The organism is Roseomonas sp. OT10 (assembly GCF_020991085.1).
GTDB lineage: Bacteria > Pseudomonadota > Alphaproteobacteria > Acetobacterales > Acetobacteraceae > Roseomonas > Roseomonas cutis.
This window is the reverse complement of sequence record NZ_CP087719.1, coordinates 904,662-923,559: the sequence shown is the minus strand read 5'-3', so window position 1 is coordinate 923,559 and position 18,898 is coordinate 904,662. Positions and strand designations below refer to the sequence as shown.

The 18,898-nt window shown below is 72.6% G+C and carries 17 protein-coding genes; 3 read left to right on the top strand and 14 right to left on the bottom strand.

Annotated features, from left to right (window positions below; genetic code table 11):
* Positions 1–6 precede the first annotated feature (6 nt).
* The 4 genes from LPC08_RS04240 to LPC08_RS04225 all read right to left on the bottom strand — a co-directional run bounded on the left by LPC08_RS04240 (position 7) and on the right by LPC08_RS04225 (position 4,127).
* A complete protein-coding gene (locus LPC08_RS04240; protein WP_230451495.1) occupies positions 7–543 on the bottom strand; it encodes a TRAP transporter small permease in 537 nt (178 codons plus the stop codon).
* Positions 544–546: 3 nt separating this feature from the next.
* Positions 547–1,551: a TRAP transporter substrate-binding protein gene (locus tag LPC08_RS04235; RefSeq protein ID WP_230451494.1), complete on the bottom strand. Its 1,005-nt coding sequence runs from the start codon at positions 1,549–1,551 to the stop codon at positions 547–549.
* Positions 1,552–1,726: 175 nt separating this feature from the next.
* Positions 1,727–2,161: a CBS domain-containing protein gene (locus LPC08_RS04230; RefSeq protein ID WP_230451493.1), complete on the bottom strand. Its 435-nt coding sequence runs from the start codon at positions 2,159–2,161 to the stop codon at positions 1,727–1,729.
* 178 nt (positions 2,162–2,339) lie between these two features.
* The gene (locus tag LPC08_RS04225; protein ID WP_230451492.1) at positions 2,340–4,127 is read right to left on the bottom strand and encodes a glucan ABC transporter ATP-binding protein/ permease; all 1,788 of its coding nucleotides are present in this window, start codon (positions 4,125–4,127) and stop codon (positions 2,340–2,342) included.
* 144 nt (positions 4,128–4,271) lie between these two features.
* Here LPC08_RS04225 and LPC08_RS04220 point away from each other — a divergent pair, with 144 nt between their 5' ends.
* The gene (locus LPC08_RS04220; RefSeq protein ID WP_230451491.1) at positions 4,272–5,285 is read left to right on the top strand and encodes a Bug family tripartite tricarboxylate transporter substrate binding protein; all 1,014 of its coding nucleotides are present in this window, start codon (positions 4,272–4,274) and stop codon (positions 5,283–5,285) included.
* 448 nt (positions 5,286–5,733) lie between these two features.
* Here the strand turns inward: LPC08_RS04220 and LPC08_RS04215 are convergent, their stop codons facing one another.
* Together LPC08_RS04215 and LPC08_RS04210 are read right to left on the bottom strand one after the other, a co-directional pair.
* Positions 5,734–7,560, bottom strand: coding sequence for a hypothetical protein (locus LPC08_RS04215; RefSeq protein WP_230451490.1), 1,827 nt, complete (start codon positions 7,558–7,560; stop codon positions 5,734–5,736).
* A gap of 148 nt (positions 7,561–7,708) precedes the next feature.
* On the bottom strand, positions 7,709–7,984 hold the full coding sequence (locus LPC08_RS04210; protein WP_230451489.1) for a hypothetical protein: 276 nt from the start codon (positions 7,982–7,984) through the stop codon (positions 7,709–7,711).
* A gap of 232 nt (positions 7,985–8,216) precedes the next feature.
* On the opposite strand from LPC08_RS04210, the gene LPC08_RS04205 reads away from it, so the two are divergent.
* Positions 8,217–8,417 (top strand): hypothetical protein, encoded by a 201-nt coding sequence (locus tag LPC08_RS04205; RefSeq protein ID WP_230451488.1) that lies wholly within the window; start codon positions 8,217–8,219, stop codon positions 8,415–8,417.
* A gap of 77 nt (positions 8,418–8,494) precedes the next feature.
* Positions 8,495–9,295 carry a DUF6065 family protein gene (locus LPC08_RS04200; protein WP_230451487.1) on the top strand — a complete coding sequence of 267 codons (801 nt, stop codon included), beginning with the start codon at positions 8,495–8,497 and terminating at the stop codon, positions 9,293–9,295.
* A gap of 79 nt (positions 9,296–9,374) precedes the next feature.
* Here LPC08_RS04200 and infC read toward each other — a convergent pair whose 3' ends face one another.
* From infC to LPC08_RS04160, 8 genes are all read right to left on the bottom strand, one after another.
* Positions 9,375–9,899, bottom strand: coding sequence for a translation initiation factor IF-3 (infC, locus tag LPC08_RS04195; RefSeq protein ID WP_230452978.1), 525 nt, complete (start codon positions 9,897–9,899; stop codon positions 9,375–9,377).
* A 65-nt stretch (positions 9,900–9,964) separates the two neighbouring features.
* Complete coding sequence (gene thrS, locus LPC08_RS04190) at positions 9,965–11,944, bottom strand: threonine--tRNA ligase (RefSeq protein WP_230451486.1); 1,980 nt, start codon at positions 11,942–11,944, stop codon at positions 9,965–9,967.
* Between the two features lie 611 nt (positions 11,945–12,555).
* Positions 12,556–13,470 (bottom strand): glycosyltransferase family 9 protein, encoded by a 915-nt coding sequence (locus LPC08_RS04185; RefSeq protein ID WP_230452977.1) that lies wholly within the window; start codon positions 13,468–13,470, stop codon positions 12,556–12,558.
* A gap of 47 nt (positions 13,471–13,517) precedes the next feature.
* A complete protein-coding gene (locus LPC08_RS04180; RefSeq protein ID WP_230451485.1) occupies positions 13,518–14,636 on the bottom strand; it encodes a glycosyltransferase family 4 protein in 1,119 nt (372 codons plus the stop codon).
* Positions 14,637–14,684: 48 nt separating this feature from the next.
* Positions 14,685–15,650 (bottom strand): isopenicillin N synthase family dioxygenase, encoded by a 966-nt coding sequence (locus LPC08_RS04175; RefSeq protein ID WP_230451484.1) that lies wholly within the window; start codon positions 15,648–15,650, stop codon positions 14,685–14,687.
* Between the two features lie 109 nt (positions 15,651–15,759).
* Positions 15,760–16,590, bottom strand: coding sequence for a carbohydrate ABC transporter permease (locus LPC08_RS04170; RefSeq protein ID WP_230451483.1), 831 nt, complete (start codon positions 16,588–16,590; stop codon positions 15,760–15,762).
* Between the two features lies 1 nt (position 16,591).
* The gene (locus tag LPC08_RS04165; protein ID WP_230451482.1) at positions 16,592–17,506 is read right to left on the bottom strand and encodes a carbohydrate ABC transporter permease; all 915 of its coding nucleotides are present in this window, start codon (positions 17,504–17,506) and stop codon (positions 16,592–16,594) included.
* Positions 17,507–17,509: 3 nt separating this feature from the next.
* Positions 17,510–18,841, bottom strand: a complete 1,332-nt coding sequence (locus tag LPC08_RS04160) for an ABC transporter substrate-binding protein (RefSeq protein WP_230451481.1) — start codon at positions 18,839–18,841, stop codon at positions 17,510–17,512.
* Positions 18,842–18,898 lie beyond the last annotated feature (57 nt).

The following is an 18,898-nucleotide window of genomic DNA, read 5'->3' as shown; positions in this document are numbered from 1 at the left end:
GGCGCCTCACACCTCCGCGGAGAAGTCGCCGGCCGCCGCGCGTTCCGCGGCGGCGGCGACGTAGGAGGGGATGCGGCCGCGCAGCACGTCCACGAACTCCTCCAGGATGGCCAGCAGCAGGATGCCCGCGCCGAGCGGCATGGCGAGCTTGGGAATCCACAGGGGGATCGGCACCGTGCCCTGGGCGACCTCCTCGATCTCCCAGGAGAACATCGCGTCCAGCCCGGTGTGCCAGGCGATGGCGCCCACCAGCAGCGCCGCCAGCGCCAGCGCCACCAGCTCCGCGATCCGCCGCGGCCCGGGGGAGAGGCGCTCCAGCAACAGCCCCACGCGGATCAGCTCGCCGCGCCGGAAGGTATGGGCGAGGGCGAAGAAGGTGGTGGCGACGCAGAGATAGGCGGAGATGTCGTCGGCCGCCGGAAGCTGCCGCCCCAGCTCCCGCAGCGCGACCTGCCCCATCATCACCAGGAAGATGCCCAGGAGCGACAGCGCGGCGAGGCCGGCGCTGGCGCGGTAGAGCGCGTCCAGCGCGCGGCGGAGCACGCCTCAGCCGCCCTGGCGATAGGCGGCGATCAGGGCCTTGCCGTCCTCGCCCGAGCGGGTCAGCCATTCGTCGACCATCGTCTGGCTGACCTTGGCCATGCCGTCGAGCAGGGCCGGCGTCGGCTGGTTCACCGTCATGCCCTTGCCTGCCAGCGTCGCCTGGGCACTGGTGGCGGCCTCCTCGGACAGCGTCCAGCCATTCGCCTCGGCCGTCGCGGCGGCGGCGCGCACCGCCTGCTGCACCTCGGCCGGCAGCGCCTCGAAGGCGCGGCGGGACATGAAGACGGCGTTGCGCGTCAGGGTGAAGCCGACGGGGGTGAAGATCTTGGCGTAGTCCCAGGCGGAGCTGTCCACCCCGGTCGCGGCGCTGGTGACCATGGTGTTCACCACCCCCGTCGCGAAGGCCTGGGGAATCTCGGCCGCCTGCACCAGGGTGGGCGCGGCGCCGACCAGGGTGGCGAAGCGGTTGGTCATGACGTTGAAGGTGCGCATGCGGGTGCCGCGCAGCGCCTCGATCGTCTCGATCGGCGTGTTGCTGTAGAAGCCCGAGGGCGGCCAGGGCACCATGAACAGCAGCGACAGGCCCTGGCGCTGGAAGCGCGCCTCGATCTTGGGCTTCGCCAGCTCCATCAGCCGCTTCGCCTGGGCATAGTCGGCGACGAGCTGCGGGATGCCGTCCACCTCGAAGAACGGGTCCTCGTTGCCGTAGGCGGAGAGCAGGATCTCGCCCAGCTCCACCTGCCCCTGCTGCACGCCGCGCTTGATCTGCGGCATGGGCAGCAGCGCGCCGTTGGTGTGGAGCTGGATCGCGAGCTTCCCGCCCGAGGCCTGCTGCACCGCCTCGACGAAGGCGCGGATGTTGCGCGTGTGGAAGTTGCCGTCCGGATAGGGGGTGGCGAACTGCCACTTCGTCTGCGCCTGCGCCGCGCGCCCCAGCAGCGGGGCGGCAGCGAGGCCGGCCAAGGGGGCGGCCAAGGCGGCAGCCAGGGTACGACGGGTGACAGGCATGCGGCGGGTCCCTCTCCGGCAGGGGATGACGCGAACCCGCAAACTATCGGGGCCACGCCTTCCGCTCCGCAAGGGCCCTCGCGGGCCGGCCCGCCGCCAGCCGGCCGACGCCTGCCCCGCCGGGAGGCAGCGCCGCCGCCACGACAGGCAGGCTGCGCCGCGCCGGCCGACCGCCTCAGCCGCCGGTGGCGACGTAGGTCCGCAGCGATTCCGCCTCGTACTCCACCTCGCCGATGCGGGCCTTCACCAGGTCGCCGATGGAGACCATGCCAGCCAGCCGTTCCTCCACCATCACCGGCAGGTGGCGGATGCGCCGGTCCGTCATGGTCCCCAGCGCCTCCAGGACGGCGGTGCAGGGCGTGACGGTGGTGAGGTTGCGGGTCATCAGGGCCTCGGCCGTCATGCGGGGCAGCTCCTCGCCATGCGAGGCGAAGGCGCGGACGATGTCACGCTCGCTGACGATGCCCAGCACCTCGCCGCCGCTGCCGCGCACCAGGACGGCACCGATCCGGTACTGGGCCAGCGTCCGGGCGATGGACGCCGCATTGTCCCCCGGCGAGACCGAGACCACCTGGTCGCCCTTGCCCTTCAGAATCTCGGCAATCGTCATGGTACAGCCTCCCGTTGCGGTCGGCCCGGCGCCACGCTGTGCCGCAGCGGCGCCGGCACGCCGTTGTGGACGGAAGATGCTGCCACCGCTGATTGCAGCAGCGCAAGAAGAACGGGATGGCCGCCCCTCACCCCTGCGCGACCGGCGCCGGCCCCGCCGCGGGATCGGGCCCGGGCGTTCAGCCCACCGGGGCGGGGACGCGCGGCTGCGCCGCCGCCGTGCCGGCGAGCTGGGTGCGGACCAGCTCGGCGAAGCGGCCGCCGAGGGCCACCAGCTCGTCGAAGTTGCCGCGCTCGGCGATCAGCCCGGCCTCGAAGACCAGGATCTCGTCGGCGTCGCGCACGGTGGAGAGGCGGTGGGCGATGATGAAGGTGGTCCGCCCGGCCATCAACGCGGCCAGCGCCTTCTGCACCCGCGCCTCCGTCGCCGTGTCCAGCGCACTCGTCGCCTCGTCCAGGATCAGCACCGGCGGGTCCTTCAGCAGCGCGCGGGCGATGGAGAGGCGCTGCTTCTGCCCGCCGGAGAGCGTGCTGCCGCGCTCGCCGATCATCGTGTCGTAGCCGTTGGGCTGGCGCTGGATGAAGTCGTGCGCCTCCGCCATGCGGCAGGCGTGCTCGATCTGCTCCTGCGTCGCATCGGGGCGGCCGACCAGCAGGTTCTCGCGGATGGTGCGGTTGAACAGCATCGAATCCTGGAACACCACGCCGATGTTGCTGCGCAGGCTGTCCAGGCTGATGTCGCGCAGGTCGTGCCCGTCCAGCAGCACCCGCCCCTCCACCGGATCCCACAGGCGCTGGAGCAGCGACATGGCGGTGGACTTGCCCGCCCCCGTCTGGCCGACCAGCGCCAGGGTGCGGCCGGGCTCCGCGGTGAAGGAGACGTCCTTCAGGATGCGCGGGCCGCCGGGATAGCCGAAGGCCACGTTCTCGAACCGCACCTCGCCGCGCGCGCGGCCCAGCTCGATCGCCCCCGGCTTCTCCGGCACGGTGGAGCGGGCGTCCAGCACCTCGAACATCTCCTCCAGCGCCGGGCGCTGCAGCACGAGGCGGGAGGCGAAGCCGACCGCGCCCTCCATCCGGGCGATCAGCATGTTGGCGAAGCCCATGAAGGAGACGATCTCGCCCACCGTCGCCTGCCCGCGCATGTGCAGGACGGTGCCCAGCAGGAAGATGGCGATGACGCAGATGGTGGAGGCCCCGCGCGTCAGCACGGACACCACCGCCCACCAGTTCAGCACGGGGAACTGGTGGTCCAGCACCTGCCGGATGATGTCGCCGAACATCCGGCTCTCGGCATTCATCCGGGTGAAGGCCTGCACCACCACCACGTTGGACAGGGCATCCTGCACGTTGCCGGCGAGCTGCGTCTGCAGCCCTTCCACATGCTCCTGCGCCTCCTGGGTGTTGCGGATCACCCAGGTGGAGACGGCGACGAAGACCACCACCAGCACGATCAGCAGCAGCGACAGCCGCCAGTTCAGCATCACCGTCAGCGGCAGCAGCACCAGCGCGGAGATGAAGGTGACCAGGTGCTCGCGGAAGAAGGACAGCCAGACGGAGAAAAGGTGGTCGGTGCCGACCAGCATCACCTTGATCACCCGGCCCGACTGCGTGTCCCCGTGGAAGGAGAGCGGCAGGGCCAGGACATGCTGGAAGTAGCGGTGCATCGCGGTCAGGCGGTTGCGGTGCGCCATGCGGTCGGCGAGCAGGGAGGTGGCGACGTTCGCGGCGATGCCCGTCAGCCCGACCGCGCCCCAGACCACCAGCAGGGCGACGGCCTGGCGCCAGACCTCGTCGGCGGGCAGCCGGTCGGTGGAGGACAGCACGTCCACCACCCGGCCGAACAGCACCGGCTCGAGGAACTGCAGCCCGGCCAGGGCGAGCGCGGACAGGGCCAGGCCGATCGCCACCCATCGGTCGGGCGCGAGGACCCCCAGCACCCGGGCATAGAGGCGTACGAATCCCATCCGGCTGCATCCTCCGTCCGCGCCCAGTACCGGCCAGGACGGGAAACCTTGCAAGAGCGGCGTCAGCTGCGGCAGGACAGGTGCCGAAGCCGGCACCGGGCGGAATCCACAACGCCCCGACGAGAGGCCGGCACAGGAGGAAGCATGACCCATCCGACCCGCCGCCGGCTGTCCGCCGTCCCTCTCGGATTGCTCGCCGCGAGCCTCGTTCCGCGCCGCTCCTTCTCCCAGGCCCCGGCAAACTGGCCAACACGCGCCGTCCGGCTGGTGGTTCCCTTCCCGCCGGCCGGCACGACCGACCTCGTAGCGCGCATCCTGGCGGAGCGGTTGCAGCAGCGCCTGGGCCAGCCCTTCCCCATCGAGAACCGCGCCGGCGCGGGCGGCAACATCGGCTCCGACCTCGTCGCGAAGGGCGAGGCGGATGGCTACACGATCCTGATGCAGACGATCAGCAGCGGCGCCATCAACTACGCGCTCTACGGCACCCGCATGCCCTACCGGCCCGAGGACCTGACCGCCGTCGGCCTCGCGGTGAAGGTGCCCAACGTCATCTTCGTGACCAACGAGATGCCGGTGCAGACCCTGCGCGAGCTGGTGGCCTATGCGAAGGCGAATCCGGGCAAGGTGAACTATGGCTCCTCCGGTGCCGGCACCTCCCTGCACATGACGGGAGAGCTGCTGAAGGTGGAGGCGGGGATCGACATGATCCACGTCCCCTTCCGCGGCGCCGGGCCCATGCTGGCCGAGGTGATCGCCGGCCGCGTGCAGGCCGGGGTGGACAACCTTCCCTCCGCCATCGGCCATACCCGGGACGGCCGGCTGCGCGCGCTGGCGGTGACGACGGCCCAGCGCACCCCCGCCCTACCCGCCGTGCCGACCACGGCCGAGGAAGGGCTGCCGGGTGTGGAGGCCACGGCCTGGTTCGGCATCCAGGCCCCCGCCCGCACCCCCCGCCCTATCGTAGAGAAGCTGGGCGCGGAGATCGACGCGGTCGTGCGGGAGCCCGAGACGGCCGCGAGGCTGGCCGACCTGGGCGGCATGCCCCCCGGCCTGACGCCCCAGGGCGGCACCAGCCCGGCGACCTTCGAGGCGTTCGTCCAGGGCGAGGTGAAACGCTGGGCAGAGATCGTCCGCCGCTCCGGCGCGACGGTCGAGTGATACCGCGTGCCGTGGTGTTCGGGCGGGGGACCGGGAGGGGACGCCGTCCCCTCCCAGGCCCTCCCCTGCCGGGGCCACAAGCGGGCCCCGGTCCCCGCTGGGAATTGGCTCTACAGGGCTGCCGTCAGCCTGCGGGCTCAACCCTGACGGCGCGCGGACAGGCGGGACTCCAATAAAGCTTCAAAGGCGTCTGCAAGTGCGGACACCGTACCCGCCGAGGAGCATGGCTCCTCGGCGCCTCGACCCCGTCGCAGACTGTCCCGCGGCAGCGCCCCTCGGGTCCAGGGCCCGCAGGGTCCTGGCGGAGTGGGGGTACGGGGGCGAGGCAGCGCCTTGCCCCCGGGCCACGGGCGCACCCCACGCCGGCACGGATCGAGGCCTCACGCCGCGCGTATGACGCGGCCGCCCGGACCGGCACGGCGCCCGCGGCCGTTCGCCGGAGCGCGTTTCAGCCTTCCGGCAGCCCGCCCCGGCGCAGCCCCTCGGCGTAGAGCGCGCGGTCCGCCTCGCGCAGCGGGGCACGGCGCAGGGCGGCACGGATGGTCAGTCCCGGTTCCAGCGCCAGCAGCCGGGTCCGCACCTCCGCCGCCTCCGGCCGGTCCAGCCAGCCCAGCGACGCCAGCCAGGGGCGCAGCGGGAAGGAGAAGGCGGGGTGCAGGGCCACGACGGCCCGCGCCGCCTCGATCACCGCCTCGTGCCGGCCCAGCAGCATCAGCGGCACCAGTTGCGCCGCGTCGAAGAAGAAGGCCAGCGGGTGCAGCGGCGCGAGGCGGGCGTAGCGGGCGAGCCGGTCCAGTGCGGCCTCGTGCCGCCCGCAATAGCTGTGGGCCAGGCCGGAGAAGACCCAGGCCATGGCGAGGTTCGGGTTCAGCGCCAGCGCGCGCTCGTGCAGGGCGCAGCCTTCCTCCGGCCGGTGGTGCAGATAGGCCAGGACATGGCCGCGCACGGTCAGCGCCAACGCGTCGGCCGGGTCCAGCGCGGTGGCGCGGGCGGCCAGCGCCTCCGCCCGGGCCAGGGCCGCCTCGTGATCCGGGGCCCAGCCCTGGCCCACCTGCAGGATGTGCCAGCAGGCCGCCCAGGCATGCGCCGCGGCATAGTCGGGGTCGCGCCGGATCGCCTCCTCCAGCGAACGGCCCGCCTCCTCGAAGGCGTTGCGCTCCAGCGCGTGCAGCGCGGGGATCGCCCGCAGCAGCAGGTCGTGCGCCGAGGCATCGGCGGGCGGCCGGGACAGCGCACGGCGGCCCTCCATCAGCAGCAGCTCCGGGTCGAGCCGGGCGACCACGGCCGCGGCGATCTCGTCCTGCAGCGTGAAGCGGTCCTCGCCCTCGCGGTCGAAGCGGGCGGACCACAGCACGGCGCGCTGCATCGGCCCGGCCGCGCCGGCCGGCAGGTCGCCCGATTCCGGCTCGACCAGGCGAAGTGCCACCCGCACCCGCGCCCCGTCCCGCTGCACGGAGCCGAGCAGCACGGCATCCAGCCCCATGCGGCCGGCCATGGCGACCGGGTCGGGGCTGGCGGCGAGGGTGGCGGGATCGGCCAGGAAGAGCCAGCGGAAGCGCGCCAGCCCGGCGGTGATCTCCTCGGCCAGCGCCGCCGCCAGATGCGCGTCCTCCGTCCCGCCGGAGACGGCCAGCGGTGGCACGCCCAGGCGGATGCCGCGGCGCGGGGCGGCGGGGCGGGACGGCGGCCCTTGCGGCACGCCGCCCGGGACGACCGCCAACGCCGGCTCCAGGCGACGCAGGCAGGCGGCAGCGGCGGCCTGCGCGGCGGGAGGGCCGGCCTGGAGGATCCGGCCGGCCAGGGCCCTGGCCTGCGCCTGCAGGCGGGACCGCTCGTCGGCCAGCCACGAATCGAGCGCGGGGGAGAGCCCGTCCAGGTCGGGCAGCAGCGGCGCCCCCAGCAGCTCCAGCGCCTCCGGCCGATCGGGGGTCGCGCGCAGCCCTTCCAGCGCATCCACCCAGGCCTGGGACGCGTCCAGCGTGACAGCATCCCGCCCGGCGCTCAGCAGCCCGGGCCCGGCCGGTGCCAGGGCGCTGGCCAGCTCATGCAGCGCCTGGCGCAGGCTGCCGCGGGCCTGCTCGACCGCGCTGCGGGACCAGAGGAGCGAAGCCAGGCGCAGCCGGGAGACCGGCTGGCCGTTCGCCAGGGCCAGGATCGCCAGCAGCGCCCGCGTCTTGCGGCCGCGGGGCAGGACCCGTTCGCTGGTCAGGCTCCAGGCATCGGTGGCGCCGAGCAGGGTGAGGCGCAACCGCAGGGAAGGAACGAACACGCACATGCGCGGCGCAGCCTAGCGCAGCGCCGCCGCCAAGGAAGACGGTCCCTGTATTGTTCCGCCCGGCGCCCAACCCGGTCGCGCGGCAGCGGCCGCGCCGACCGGCGGTGGCCGCGCCCGTTCCGGGGGCGGCGCGCCGGACCCCGGCGCCTCAGCCGCTCATGGCTTGCACCGGCCGGGTCTTCGGGAGCAGCCCGCCCAGGGAGCGGGCGCTGGTGATCGCCTCCGCGGCCTCCACCGCCTCGCGCAGGTCGCGCGCCGCGTCGTGCAGGTCGAAGAGGAGGAAGTCGCGGTCGATGGCCTCGGCCAGGCAGCCGGCGGCTCGCGCGCCGGAATCCAGGCGCGACTGCAAGGCCAGCAGCCGGCGGGCGGCGACCAGCACCTCCATCAGCAACGTGTCGTGATCGTCGGAGATCGGGCCGGCCATCGCGGAGGTTTCCCTGTCGGTGGCCACAGCTTCGTCCCGGCGCCGTGAATCCGCGCGTGAGAAGGGATGCGCCGCGCGTGAAAACGCCGTCAAGGACAAAAGGCGGATTAATAGGTCAATATTCCCGTTGACGGCTCTAAATTCCTAGGATTATCGTCCCGTCATCGGCCGCTCCCCGGCGTCCGATACCACGGGCGGCACCCCCCGGGCCGCTCCTGACATGGAGATTCCGATGACCTTCCCGCTCGCCTCCCTCCCCGCCATCGCCGACCAGGGCCGGGTCCGCGTCGGCGCCGGTCTGCGCCGCCCCGCCACCCCGGCCGCCGTGGCCGACAGCGGCAAGGTCCGCGTGGGTGCCGGGCTGAAGCTGCGCCCCGCCGCCGTGGCGGATGCGGGCAAGGTCCGCGTCGGCGCCGGGCTGCGCCGCGGCTGAGCCCGGGCCGGGCGCGGGGCCCCCTCCCGCGCCCGGCCACCCCGCGATCGGTGAGAGACACGGACACGATGACGGCCATGACCGAAAGCCCCACCATCCGCTTCCGCGCCGTGATCCCCGGCATGCCCCTGCCCGAGCGGGCCGGGCGCGACGCGCTGGGCATGCTGCCGGTGCGCGCCGCCCGCTGGTGCGACGCAGTGACGACCGCCACGGGGTTCGGCTGGTGGCTCTCCCCGCCGACGGATTTCGACCTGCTCTTCGACGGCGAGCGGGTCTGGTGGGCCTGCGCGGAGGCCTTCGAGGGCTGGCTGCCGCTGGAGGCGGCGCAGTTCCCCCACTTCGCCGCGGCCTTCGACGCGGCGGCGCCCGAGGCGGCGCAGGGCTACTCGCCCCCCTTCCTCACCGCCCTGCCGGAAGCGGGCATGGTGCAGGTCTGGACGGGGCTGCTCGCCCGCACCGCCCCGGGCTGGAGCCTGTGGCTGCGCGCGCCCGCGAACATGCCCGGCGTGGCGGGGGCGGTGGCCTTCGAGGGGGTGGTGGAGACCGATCTCTGGGCCGGTCCGCTCTTCGCCAACTTCCGGATCGCCCGCACCGGGGAGCCGGTGAGCTTCCGGCGGGGGATGCCCTTCCTCCAGGCCGTGCCGGTGCCCCAGGCGGCCTATGCCGAGCCGGTGCTGGACCGGTCGGAGACCACGGCGGGGCTGGCGGCCCTGACGGCGGAGGAATGGGAGGGCTGGATGCGCGACGTGGTCGCCCCCAGCCAGGAGGCGGAGCACCGCCCCGGCCGCTACGCCGCCACCGTGCGCAAGCGTCGCAAGTCCGGCGGCTGCCCCTTCCACGCCCTGCTGCGGCTGGGCCGGGGCGAGGCCGTTGCCTGAAGACGGAGCCTGAAGACGACGGCACCGGGTCCCGGCGGTGGCCGGGCCCGGCACGGGCGTCGCGCAGGCGGGGCGGCCGTTACTTCGGCGCCAGCACCATGACCATCTGGCGGTTCTCCAGCCGGGGCATGGATTCCACCTTCACGATCTCGCTCAGCTCGGTGCGGATGCGCTCCAGCACCTTGGCGCCGAGATCCTGGTGCGCCATCTCGCGGCCGCGGAAGCGAAGGGTGACCTTCACCTTGTCGCCCTCCTCGATGAAAGACTTCGCGGCCCGCATCTTCACCTCGTAGTCGTGGTCGTCGATGTTCGGACGGACCTTGATCTCCTTGATCTCGACGACCTTCTGCTTCTTGCGGGCCTCGTTGGCCTTCTTCTGCTGCTCGTACTTGAACTTCCCGAAATCCGTGATCTTGCACACCGGCGGGACCGCGTTCGGGCTGATCTCCAGAAGGTCCATGCCGGCGTCATAGGCGCGCAGGAGGGCGTCGCGGGCGCTCATGACGCCCAGCATCTCGCCGTCCTGGTCGATCAGGCGGACCTGCGGGACGCGGATCTCCTCGTTCACGCGAGGGCCGTCGCGGGTGGGAAGCTGGTTCGGGATAGGGCCTCGGGCCAGGGTCTGCTCCTGTTTTGGTTTCGATCGTTTTGCGTTTTATGGTGCGCGGCTCAGGCCGCTGCAACCACCTTCTGCGGCTGCCCCGGCGCCGCCGCGCGGGGTAGCAGGTCCGGGGGCGTCGCCTCCTCCGCCAGCCGGAGCACCGCCTCGGCCAGCGGGACGGTCTCCTGCTCGCGGCCCGGCAGCCGGCGCAGCACCACCGCGCCCTCCTCGGCCTCGCGCCGGCCGATCACCGCCAGCACCGGGACGCGCCCGGCGATGTGGTCGGCGACCTTGCGGTTGATCTTCTCGTTGCGCAGGTCGAGCTCCGCCCGGATGCCCTGGGCGCGCAGGGCCTCGACCGCCTGGCGGGCGAAGCCGTCCGCGTCGCTGACGATGGTCGCCACCACCACCTGCACCGGCGCCAGCCAGAGCGGGAAGCGTCCGGCATGCTGCTCGATCAGGATGCCCAGGAAGCGCTCGAAGCTGCCCAGGATCGCGCGGTGCAGCATGACCGGGCGCTTCCGCGACCCGTCCTCGGCCACGTACTCCGCCTCCAGCCGCTCCGGCAGGACGAAGTCCACCTGCAGGGTGCCGCACTGCCAGTCGCGGCCGATGGCGTCGCGCAGGACGAACTCCAGCTTGGGGCCGTAGAAGGCGCCCTCCCCCGGGTTCAGCTCGTACTCGACGCCCGCGCTCATGCAGGCGTCGCGCAGCGCGCCCTCCGCCTGGTCCCAGGTCGCGTCCGTGCCGGCGCGGTTCTCCGGCCGGTCGGAGAACTTCACCCGGAAGCTGTCGAAGCCCAGGTCGCGGTAGATGGAGGAGAGCAGGTCGACGAAGCGGACGGTCTCGCCCGCGATCTGCTCCTCGGTGCAGAAGATATGGGCGTCGTCCTGGGTGAAGGAGCGCACTCGCATGATGCCGTGCAGGGCGCCCGAGGGCTCGTAGCGGTGGCAGGCGCCGAACTCCGCCATGCGCAACGGCAGCTCGCGGTAGCTGCGCAGGCCCTGGTTGAAGATCTGCACGTGGCAGGGGCAGTTCATCGGCTTCAGCGCGAGCACGCGGTCCTTCTCGGACTCGTCCTCGACGGTGGCGATGAACATGCTCTCGCGGAACTTCTCCCAGTGGCCCGAGGCCACCCAGAGCTTGCGGTCCACGAGCTGCGGGGTCCGCACCTCCTGGTAGTCCGCCGCATCCAACCGGCGGCGCATGAAGTCCTCCAGCACCCGGTAGAGCTTCCAGCCCTTGGGATGCCAGAAGATGGAGCCGACCGCCTCCTCCTGGAGGTGGAACAGGTCCATCTCCTTGCCGATCTTCCGGTGGTCGCGGCGCTCCGCCTCCTCCAGCCGGAGGAGGTAGGCGTCCAGCTCCTTCTGGTCGCGCCAGGCGGTGGCGTAGAGGCGCGAGAGCATGGCGTTGCGGTGGTCGCCGCGCCAATAGGCCCCGGCCACCTTCATCAGCTTGAAGGCGGAGCCGATGTCGCCGGTCGAGCGCATGTGCGGCCCGCGGCAGAGGTCGAGCCACTCGCCCTGGCGGTAGATGCTGATCGGCACGTCCTCGGGCAGGTCGCGGATCAGCTCCGCCTTGTAGCGCTCGCCCTTCGCCTCGAAGAAGTCGATGGCGACCTGGCGCGGCCAGACCTCGCGCACGAAGCCGGCGTTGCGCGCGACGATCTCGCGCATCTTCGCCTCGATCGCCGGGAAGTCCTCCGGGGTGAAGGGCTCGTTGCGGGCGAAGTCGTAGTAGAAGCCGTCCTCGATCGCCGGGCCGATGGTGACCTGGGTGCCGGGGAACAGCTCCTGCACCGCCTCGGCCAGCACGTGCGCCGCGTCGTGCCGGATCAGCTCCAGCGCCTCCGGGTCCTTGCGGGTGACGAAGCGCACCGCCGCATCGGCCTCAATCGGGGTGGCGAGGTCCACCACCTTCCCGTCCAGCACCATGGCGAGCGCCGCCTTGGCGAGGCCCGGCCCGATATCGGCCGCGACCTGCGTGCCCGTCACCGCCCCGTCGAACGACCGGGAGGATCCGTCAGGCAGGGTGATCACGGGCATCGGAAAAGGCCAGTCCTCTGGTACAGGGGTAAAGGGGCGCGACCTTTGCGGCGCGCGTCGCCATGCGTCAAGCGAGGCGCGCGCGCGGCAGCGTCCCACTGCCACGGGCCGCACCAGCGCGTCCGTTCCGCGCCGGCCCCCGGGGCAGTGAACGGTAGATGGTCACGCACCCCCCGTGGATCGAGGGGCGCTCATGCCAACGGCGGGATGACCTGGCCTGTCGTGCCGTCATGTTCCGGCGTCGGACCGGGAGGGGACGCCGTCCCCTCCTAGACCCTCCCCTGCCGGGGCCACAAGCGGGCCCCGGTCCCCGCTGGGAGTCTGGTGCTTCCGGTGGGCGTCAGCCTCTGGGCTGAACCCTGACGGAGCGCGGACAGGCGGGACTCTGAAAAGGCTTCAGAAGGCGTCAGCGCGGGCTGCGGCCGTACTCGCCGAGGAGCATGGCTCCTCGGCGCCGTGACCCCATGTCCGGCTGTCCCGCGGCAGCGCTGATCGGGTCCAGGGCCCGCAGGGTCCTGGCGGATGGGGGGTACGGGGGGAAGGCAGAGCCTTGCCCCCGGGCCACGGACGCACCCCACGCCGGCACGGATCGGGGCATCCTGCCGTCCGTATCAGACGGAGCCTGGCAGGGGCGGCATCCCCCCGGCCTCTCCGCCCTCTGCCAGCGCTCCCATTGCTTGCAGCGCCGCGACCACCGCCTCCGGCTCCAGCGCCTCGAGCGGCAGGCGTCGCAGCACGGCCGCGCGCGGCCCCCGGGGCGCCGAGAGCGCCGGGTCGCTGTCGGCGCCGAACAGGGCCAGCGTCGGGCAGCCCACCGCCGCGGCCACATGGGTTGGGCCGGTGTCGTTGCCCACCGCCAGGGCGGCGCGGCGGGCCAGCGCGCCCAGCTCGAAAAGCGAGGTCTTCCCCGTCAGGTCCAGCGCATCGGGGCGGGCGGCGCGGATCGCCTCGGCCAGCGGCGCCTCCGCCGGTCCGCCGGCCACGGCGACGGGCAGCGGCAGCCGGGCGGCGAGCGCCGGGAAGTGCGGCCAGCGCTTGGCCGGGCGGCCGGGGCTGGCGCCGGGGACCAGCAGGGCGAAGCGGTCCGGCAGGCCCAGGCGTGACAGGTCGGCGGCGAGCCAGGAGAGGTCCGGCTCCGGGAAGTCGCGCAGCCCCGCCATCTCCAGCTGCTCGCGCTGGCGCTCCAGCGTGTGCATCGTGTCCCGCGCCGGGTTGGCATGCGGGTGGCTGGCGCCGCGGGCGATGCCCGACCATTCCGCCCGGCCCCCGACCAGCCAGCGATAGCGCGAGGACCGCCCGGAGGTCTGGAGGTCGTAGACCCGGTCGAAGCGCCCGGCCCGCAGCCGCCGCGCCAGCCGCCACAGCGCCCGCCAGTCCCCCGCGGGCGGGCGGCCCTCCGTCCAGACCTCGTCGAACCAGGGCGAGCGGCGGGCCAGCTCGGCGAAGGGCGGGGTGGTCAGCAGGGTGATGCGCGCCCCGGGATGGTGGGCGCGGATGGCCGCGAAGGGACCGAAGGCCTGCACCATGTCGCCCAGCGCGGCCAGCTTGATGACGAGGATCTGCCCGGCGTCGCTCACAGCAGCTCCCGGTACACGTTCAGCGTCGCGGCCTGCATCGCGGCGGTGGTGTAGCGCGCCAGCACGGCGGCCCGGGCGCGGATGCCCAGGGCGGCGCGGGCCTCGGGCGGCAGGGCCAGGGCGCGGCGGATGGCCGCCGCCAGCGCCTCCGGGTCGTCCGGCGGGACGCGCCAGCCGGTTACCCCCTCCTCCACCGTCTCGCGCGGGGCGCCCAGATCGGCGGCGATGACGGGCCGGCGCATCGCCTGGGCCTCGACCACGGTGCGGCCGAAGGGCTCGGCCGCGGTGCTGGCATGGACCACCAGATCCGCCAGCAGCAGCGCCGCCGGCATGTCCCGCGTCAGCCCCGGCAGGGCGACGTGGCCGGCGAGGCCGAGCCGGCGCGCCTCCGCCTCCAGTTCGGCGCGCATCCCCCCCTCGCCCACCAGCAGCCCGAAGGGCGGGTCGGGCAGCAGCCGTGCCAGGGCGCGCAGCAGCACCGCCTGCCCCTTCCAGCGGGTGAGACGGCCGGGCAGCAGGACCACCGGCCGCCCCTCCGGCACGGCCCAGGCCGCGCGCAGGGCGGCGACCCGGTCCGAGGGGACCGCCGCGGGGTCGAAGCGGGTCACGTCCGCCCCGCGCGGGATGATGCGCAGACGGTCGGGACCGGTGCCGTAGCGGGCGTGGATGATGCCGGCGACGTGCTCGCTGATCGCGATCACCCGGTCGCCGCGCACCATGACGGAGTTGTAGAGCCGCTTGCCCGGGAAGCTCTCGCTGTAGACGCCGTGGAAGGTGGTGACGAAGCGCGCGCCCGTGCGTCGTGCCGCCGCCAGCGCCGACCAGGCGGGGAAGCGGGAGCGGGCATGGACGATGTCCACCCCCTCCGCCCGGATCAGCCGTTCCAGCGCGCGGGCATTGGCGGCGAGGGCCAGGGGAGACTTGCGGTCCAGCGGCAGGGTGGCGTGGCGGGCGCCCACTGCCTCCAGCTCCGCCACCAGCGGCCCGCCGGCCGAGGCGACCAGGGCGCGGAAGCCGGCGCCGGCCAGGGCCTCGGCGATCTCCACGGTGCCGCGCTCGACGCCGCCGGAGACGAGGGCGGGCAGCACCTGGAGCACGGTGGGGGGCTGGGACATGCGCCGGCCGGAATAGGCCGGATCGCCCGGCAGGTGAACCGGGGCCGGCTACATCCCGGCCGGGGCGCGCCCCGGGGCATTGCGGTGGGCATAGGTCGCGTCCAGCCGTTCCCGCAGGTAGTCGGCCCCGGTCGTCGGCGGCCAGCGCGGCGCCTCCCCGGCCGGGACGCAGGGCGGCAGCGCCACGACCGGCGCCTCCGGATTGGGGTCGAGGAAGAAGGCGGCCGAGAAGCGCTCCCGTTCCGGCACCCGGACGCGGTGCGGGGTGGAGAGGTAGGTGCCGTTCGACCAGCGCATCAGGCAGTCGCCGATATTGCAGACGAAGGCGCCCGGCATGGCGGGCGGCGCGATCCACTCGCCGGCCCGGGTGCGGACCTCCAGCCCGGGCGTGCCGTCGGTGGCGAGGATGGTGACGTTGCCGTAGTCGGTATGTTCCCCGGCACCGGGCGCGGCGGCATCGCCACCCTCCGGGCCGCCCCCGGGGTAGCGGAGCAGGCGCAGGGTCGCGATCGGGCGGTCCAGCTTGTCCTCGAAGAAATCCTCCGCCACGCCCAGGTCCAGGGCGAAGCCCCGGTGCAGCAACCGGCCGAGCCGCCAGCATTCCCGGAAATGCGCGAGGAGGGTCTGGCGGAAGCCGGGCAGGTCGGGCCAGAGGTTCACCCCCCGGAAGGGGATTCCCGCCACGATCTCGGGATCGTCCGGGGGCAGGTCGAGGCCGATGTTGAAGGCCTCCTTGCGGTCCGGCGCGGCATCCGCCTGCAACCGCTCCTCCGACAGGGCGACATAGCCCCGGTTGTGGGGGGAGCGCCGGATCGACACGGCGTCCTTGGCCGCCGGCGGCAGGGCGAAGAACGCCCGGGCGGCAGGGAACAGGCCTGCCGCCGGATCGCGCACCCCATGGCCGGTCACCAGGAAGAAACCCGTGTCCCGGCAGGCGGCACCCAGCGCCGCCACGGTGGCCGGGCGCGCGGCGGGGTCGCGCAGGCCGCCGACATCGATGATGGGGATGGTCATGCGTCCTGCGTCCCTGGCATCCGAGGCGGCATAGTGCCGAACCGGCCAGGTCTGGAGAACAGGCCGCGCCGACCGGGCGGGGGAGTGCCCTCCCCCGCCCGCGCCGGGATCAGCCGCCCTTCACGCCGCCGGCGGTCAGCCCCTCGACGATCTGCTTCTGCGCCAGCAGCGTCAGCACCAGCACCGGCAGCGTGACCAGCAGCGCCGCGGCCGCGAGCGGGCCCCAGGAGACCTGCTCGAAGGTCAGCATGTTGTTCACCGCCACCGGCAGGGTGCGGGTCTCGCGCCCCGCCAGCACCATGGCGAAGACGAAGTTGTTCCAGGAGAAGATGAAGGACAGGATCACCGCGACCGTGATCCCAGGCTTGGCCAGCGGGAAGGCAACGTGGCGGAAGGCCTGCCAGATGGTCGCGCCGTCCACCAGCGCCGCCTCCTCCAGCTCGCCCGGCAGCCCCTCGAAGAAGCCGATCATCACCCAGACGACGATGGGCACGGTGATGACCAGGTGGGTGACGATGATCGGCGTCAGCGTCCCCGTCAGCCCCAGCCACTGGAACAGCAGGAAGAGCGGGATCAGGTAGGACAGGCCCGGCGTGATGCGCGCCAGCAGGATCAGCGCCGCCATCCGCGTCGCCTTCATCTTGGCGATGCCGTAGCCCGCCGGCACGCCGATCAGGATGGCGAGGCCGGTGGCGGCGAAGGACACGACGATGCTGTTCCAGGTGTAGAGCAGGAAGTCGTTGCGCTCGAAGACGGAGCGGAAGTTGTCCAACGTCGGCGGGTCGGGGATGAAGACCGGCGGGAAGGCGGTGTTGTCCAGCTCGTTCTTCAGCGAGAGCGAGAGCATCCACAGGAAGACCAGCAGCGCCGGGCTGATCAGCATCAGCACGGCGAAGCCGAAGCCGATGCGCTCCAGGAGGCGGGAGAGGCGGTGGTTCATGTCAGAGCGCCTTCGCCCGCTGCCGGGTCCAGAGCAGGCCCATGGCGAGCAGGACGATCATGGAGAAGAAGACCACCACCACCGCCGAGGCGAAGCCCATGTTGTAGTAGGCGAAGCCTTGCAGGTAGAGGAAGATGTTGATCGTCTCGCTCGACGTGCCCGGCCCGCCCTGGGTGATGACGTAGATGGTATCGAACGCCTTCAGCGCGTCGATGGTGCGGATGATCAGCGCCACGACGACGAAGGGGAACAGCAGCGGCCAGGTGATGTGGCGGAAGCTCTGCCAGGCCGTCGCCCCGTCGATCTTCGCCGCCTCGTAGGGGTCCTGCGGCAGGGAGGCGAGGCCGCCCAGCGTGATCAGCATCACCAGCGGCGTCCAGTGCCAGACCTCCACGATCACCAGCGTCGGGATCACCGTCTTGGCGTCGTAGATCCACAGCGAGGGCGGCAGGCCCAGGCTGGTCAGCAGCCAGTTCAGCACGCCGAGCTGGGGGTGGAACATCATCGTCCAGACCAGCGCGACGGCCACGGGGGTCGCCATCATCGGCAGGATGAAGATGGTCCGCGCCAGCCCGCGCAGGGGGAACTTCCGGTTGAAGGCCATGGCCGCCAGCACGCCCAGCACCATGGGCAGGATGACGGCCAGCGCCGTGAAGTAGAGCGTGCGCAGGATGGCCCAGAGGAAGCGCTCGTCGGTGAAGAGCTTGCGGTAGTTGTCCAGCCCCACGAAGGTCTGGCCGCCGCCGATCTTCCAGTCATGCGCCGACATGTAGAGGGTGAAGATCCAGGGGAAGAGGATCACCCCGATCACCACCACCGCGGCCGGCACGATGAACCAGCCGTAGTGGCGCGCGTAGTTGCGGCGCCGGGCGACCGGGGCGGTAGCGATGGGGCCGGTGGCCACGACGCCGCTCATCGGTCAGGTCCCCTTCTCGGACTGTTCCAGCACCGGGCGGAAGGCGTCGGTGGCGCGCTTCAGCTCCGCCGCCACGTCCGCGCCGCCGATGGTGTTGGTCAGCGCCGTGCCGATGGTGTCGCGGAACTCCGTCACCGGCAGCATCTCCGGCAGGCCCGGGCGGGCGAGGCGGATGCTCTCGACCAGCGTGTCGAAGTACTGCGCCGGGAAACGGCTGCCCTTGCGCGCCTCCTCGCTCTGGTAGGAGGAGATGCGCGGCGGGGCGCCGGCGCCGGTGTTGAGCGTCTGGATCAGCTTGGGCTTGCTCGTCGCCCACTGCACCCAGAGCCAGGCCGGCCCCTTCTTGCGCGACGCCTCGGCGATGCCGAGCCCCGAGCAGAAGAAGGAGGAATGCTGGTGCGCCGGCCCGGCCGGCACCACGGCATAGCCCAGCTTGCCCGCGAGGCGGGAGCGCTGCGGGTCCTCCAGCGGCGCAGCATAGCCGACGCCGTCGATCCAGAAGGCCGCACGCCCCTGCATGAAGGTCGTCTGGCACTCGTTCCAATTGAAGCCGACCACGCCGGGCGGGGCGCATTCGCGCAGCAGCTTCTGGTACATCTGCCCGGCCCAGACCGCGTCCGGCGAATCCGTCGCCAGCTTGCCGTTCGCGTCCAGCGCGCCATGCTGCGCCGTGGTGAGCAGGATGTTCATCCACAGCACGACATTGGCGTTGCGCAGGCCCCGGCCGACGAAGCCATATTGCTGCTTCGCCGGGTCGGTCAGTGCCTTGGCCGCCGTGTACAGCTCGTCGAAGGTCTTCGGCACGGCGATGTTGCGCTGCGCCAGCAGGTCCTTGTTGTAGTACAGGATGAAGTGATCCACGTCGAAGGGCAGCGAATCCATCCGCCCGTCCGGCTGGGTGGCATAGGCCAGCGCACCCTGGCTGAAGTCGGCGAGGTCCAGCTCCGGCGAGGTGATCTGCGCGTCCGCGATCATCGGCCGCAGGTCGGCGCACCACTTCGCCCGCCCCATCTGCAGCTTGTTCACGTGCAGGCTGGCCAGGACCACGTCGAAGGAGGGGCGGCCGGAGGCGAACTCGATCGCGAACTTCTGGCGCTGCTGCTGCTCCGGCACCTGCTCCACGGCGGCGCGGATGCCGGTGAGGTCCTCGAACTCCTTCATGCCGGCGATCATCTGCGCGGCATGCGGGTTGGTGACGAGGTTGACCTCGATCTTCTCGCCCTTGAACTGCTTCCAGTCGAAGCGGGACTGGGCGTTGGCGCGCTCCACCAGGGGCGGGGCCGCCAGCAGCGAGGCGCCGGCCCCCAGCACCATGCGGCGAGACACTTGCTTCATCGTTCTGCCTTCTCTCGGACAAGCCTCGCGGCGCGGGGTGCCGTCCCCGCGCCGCCA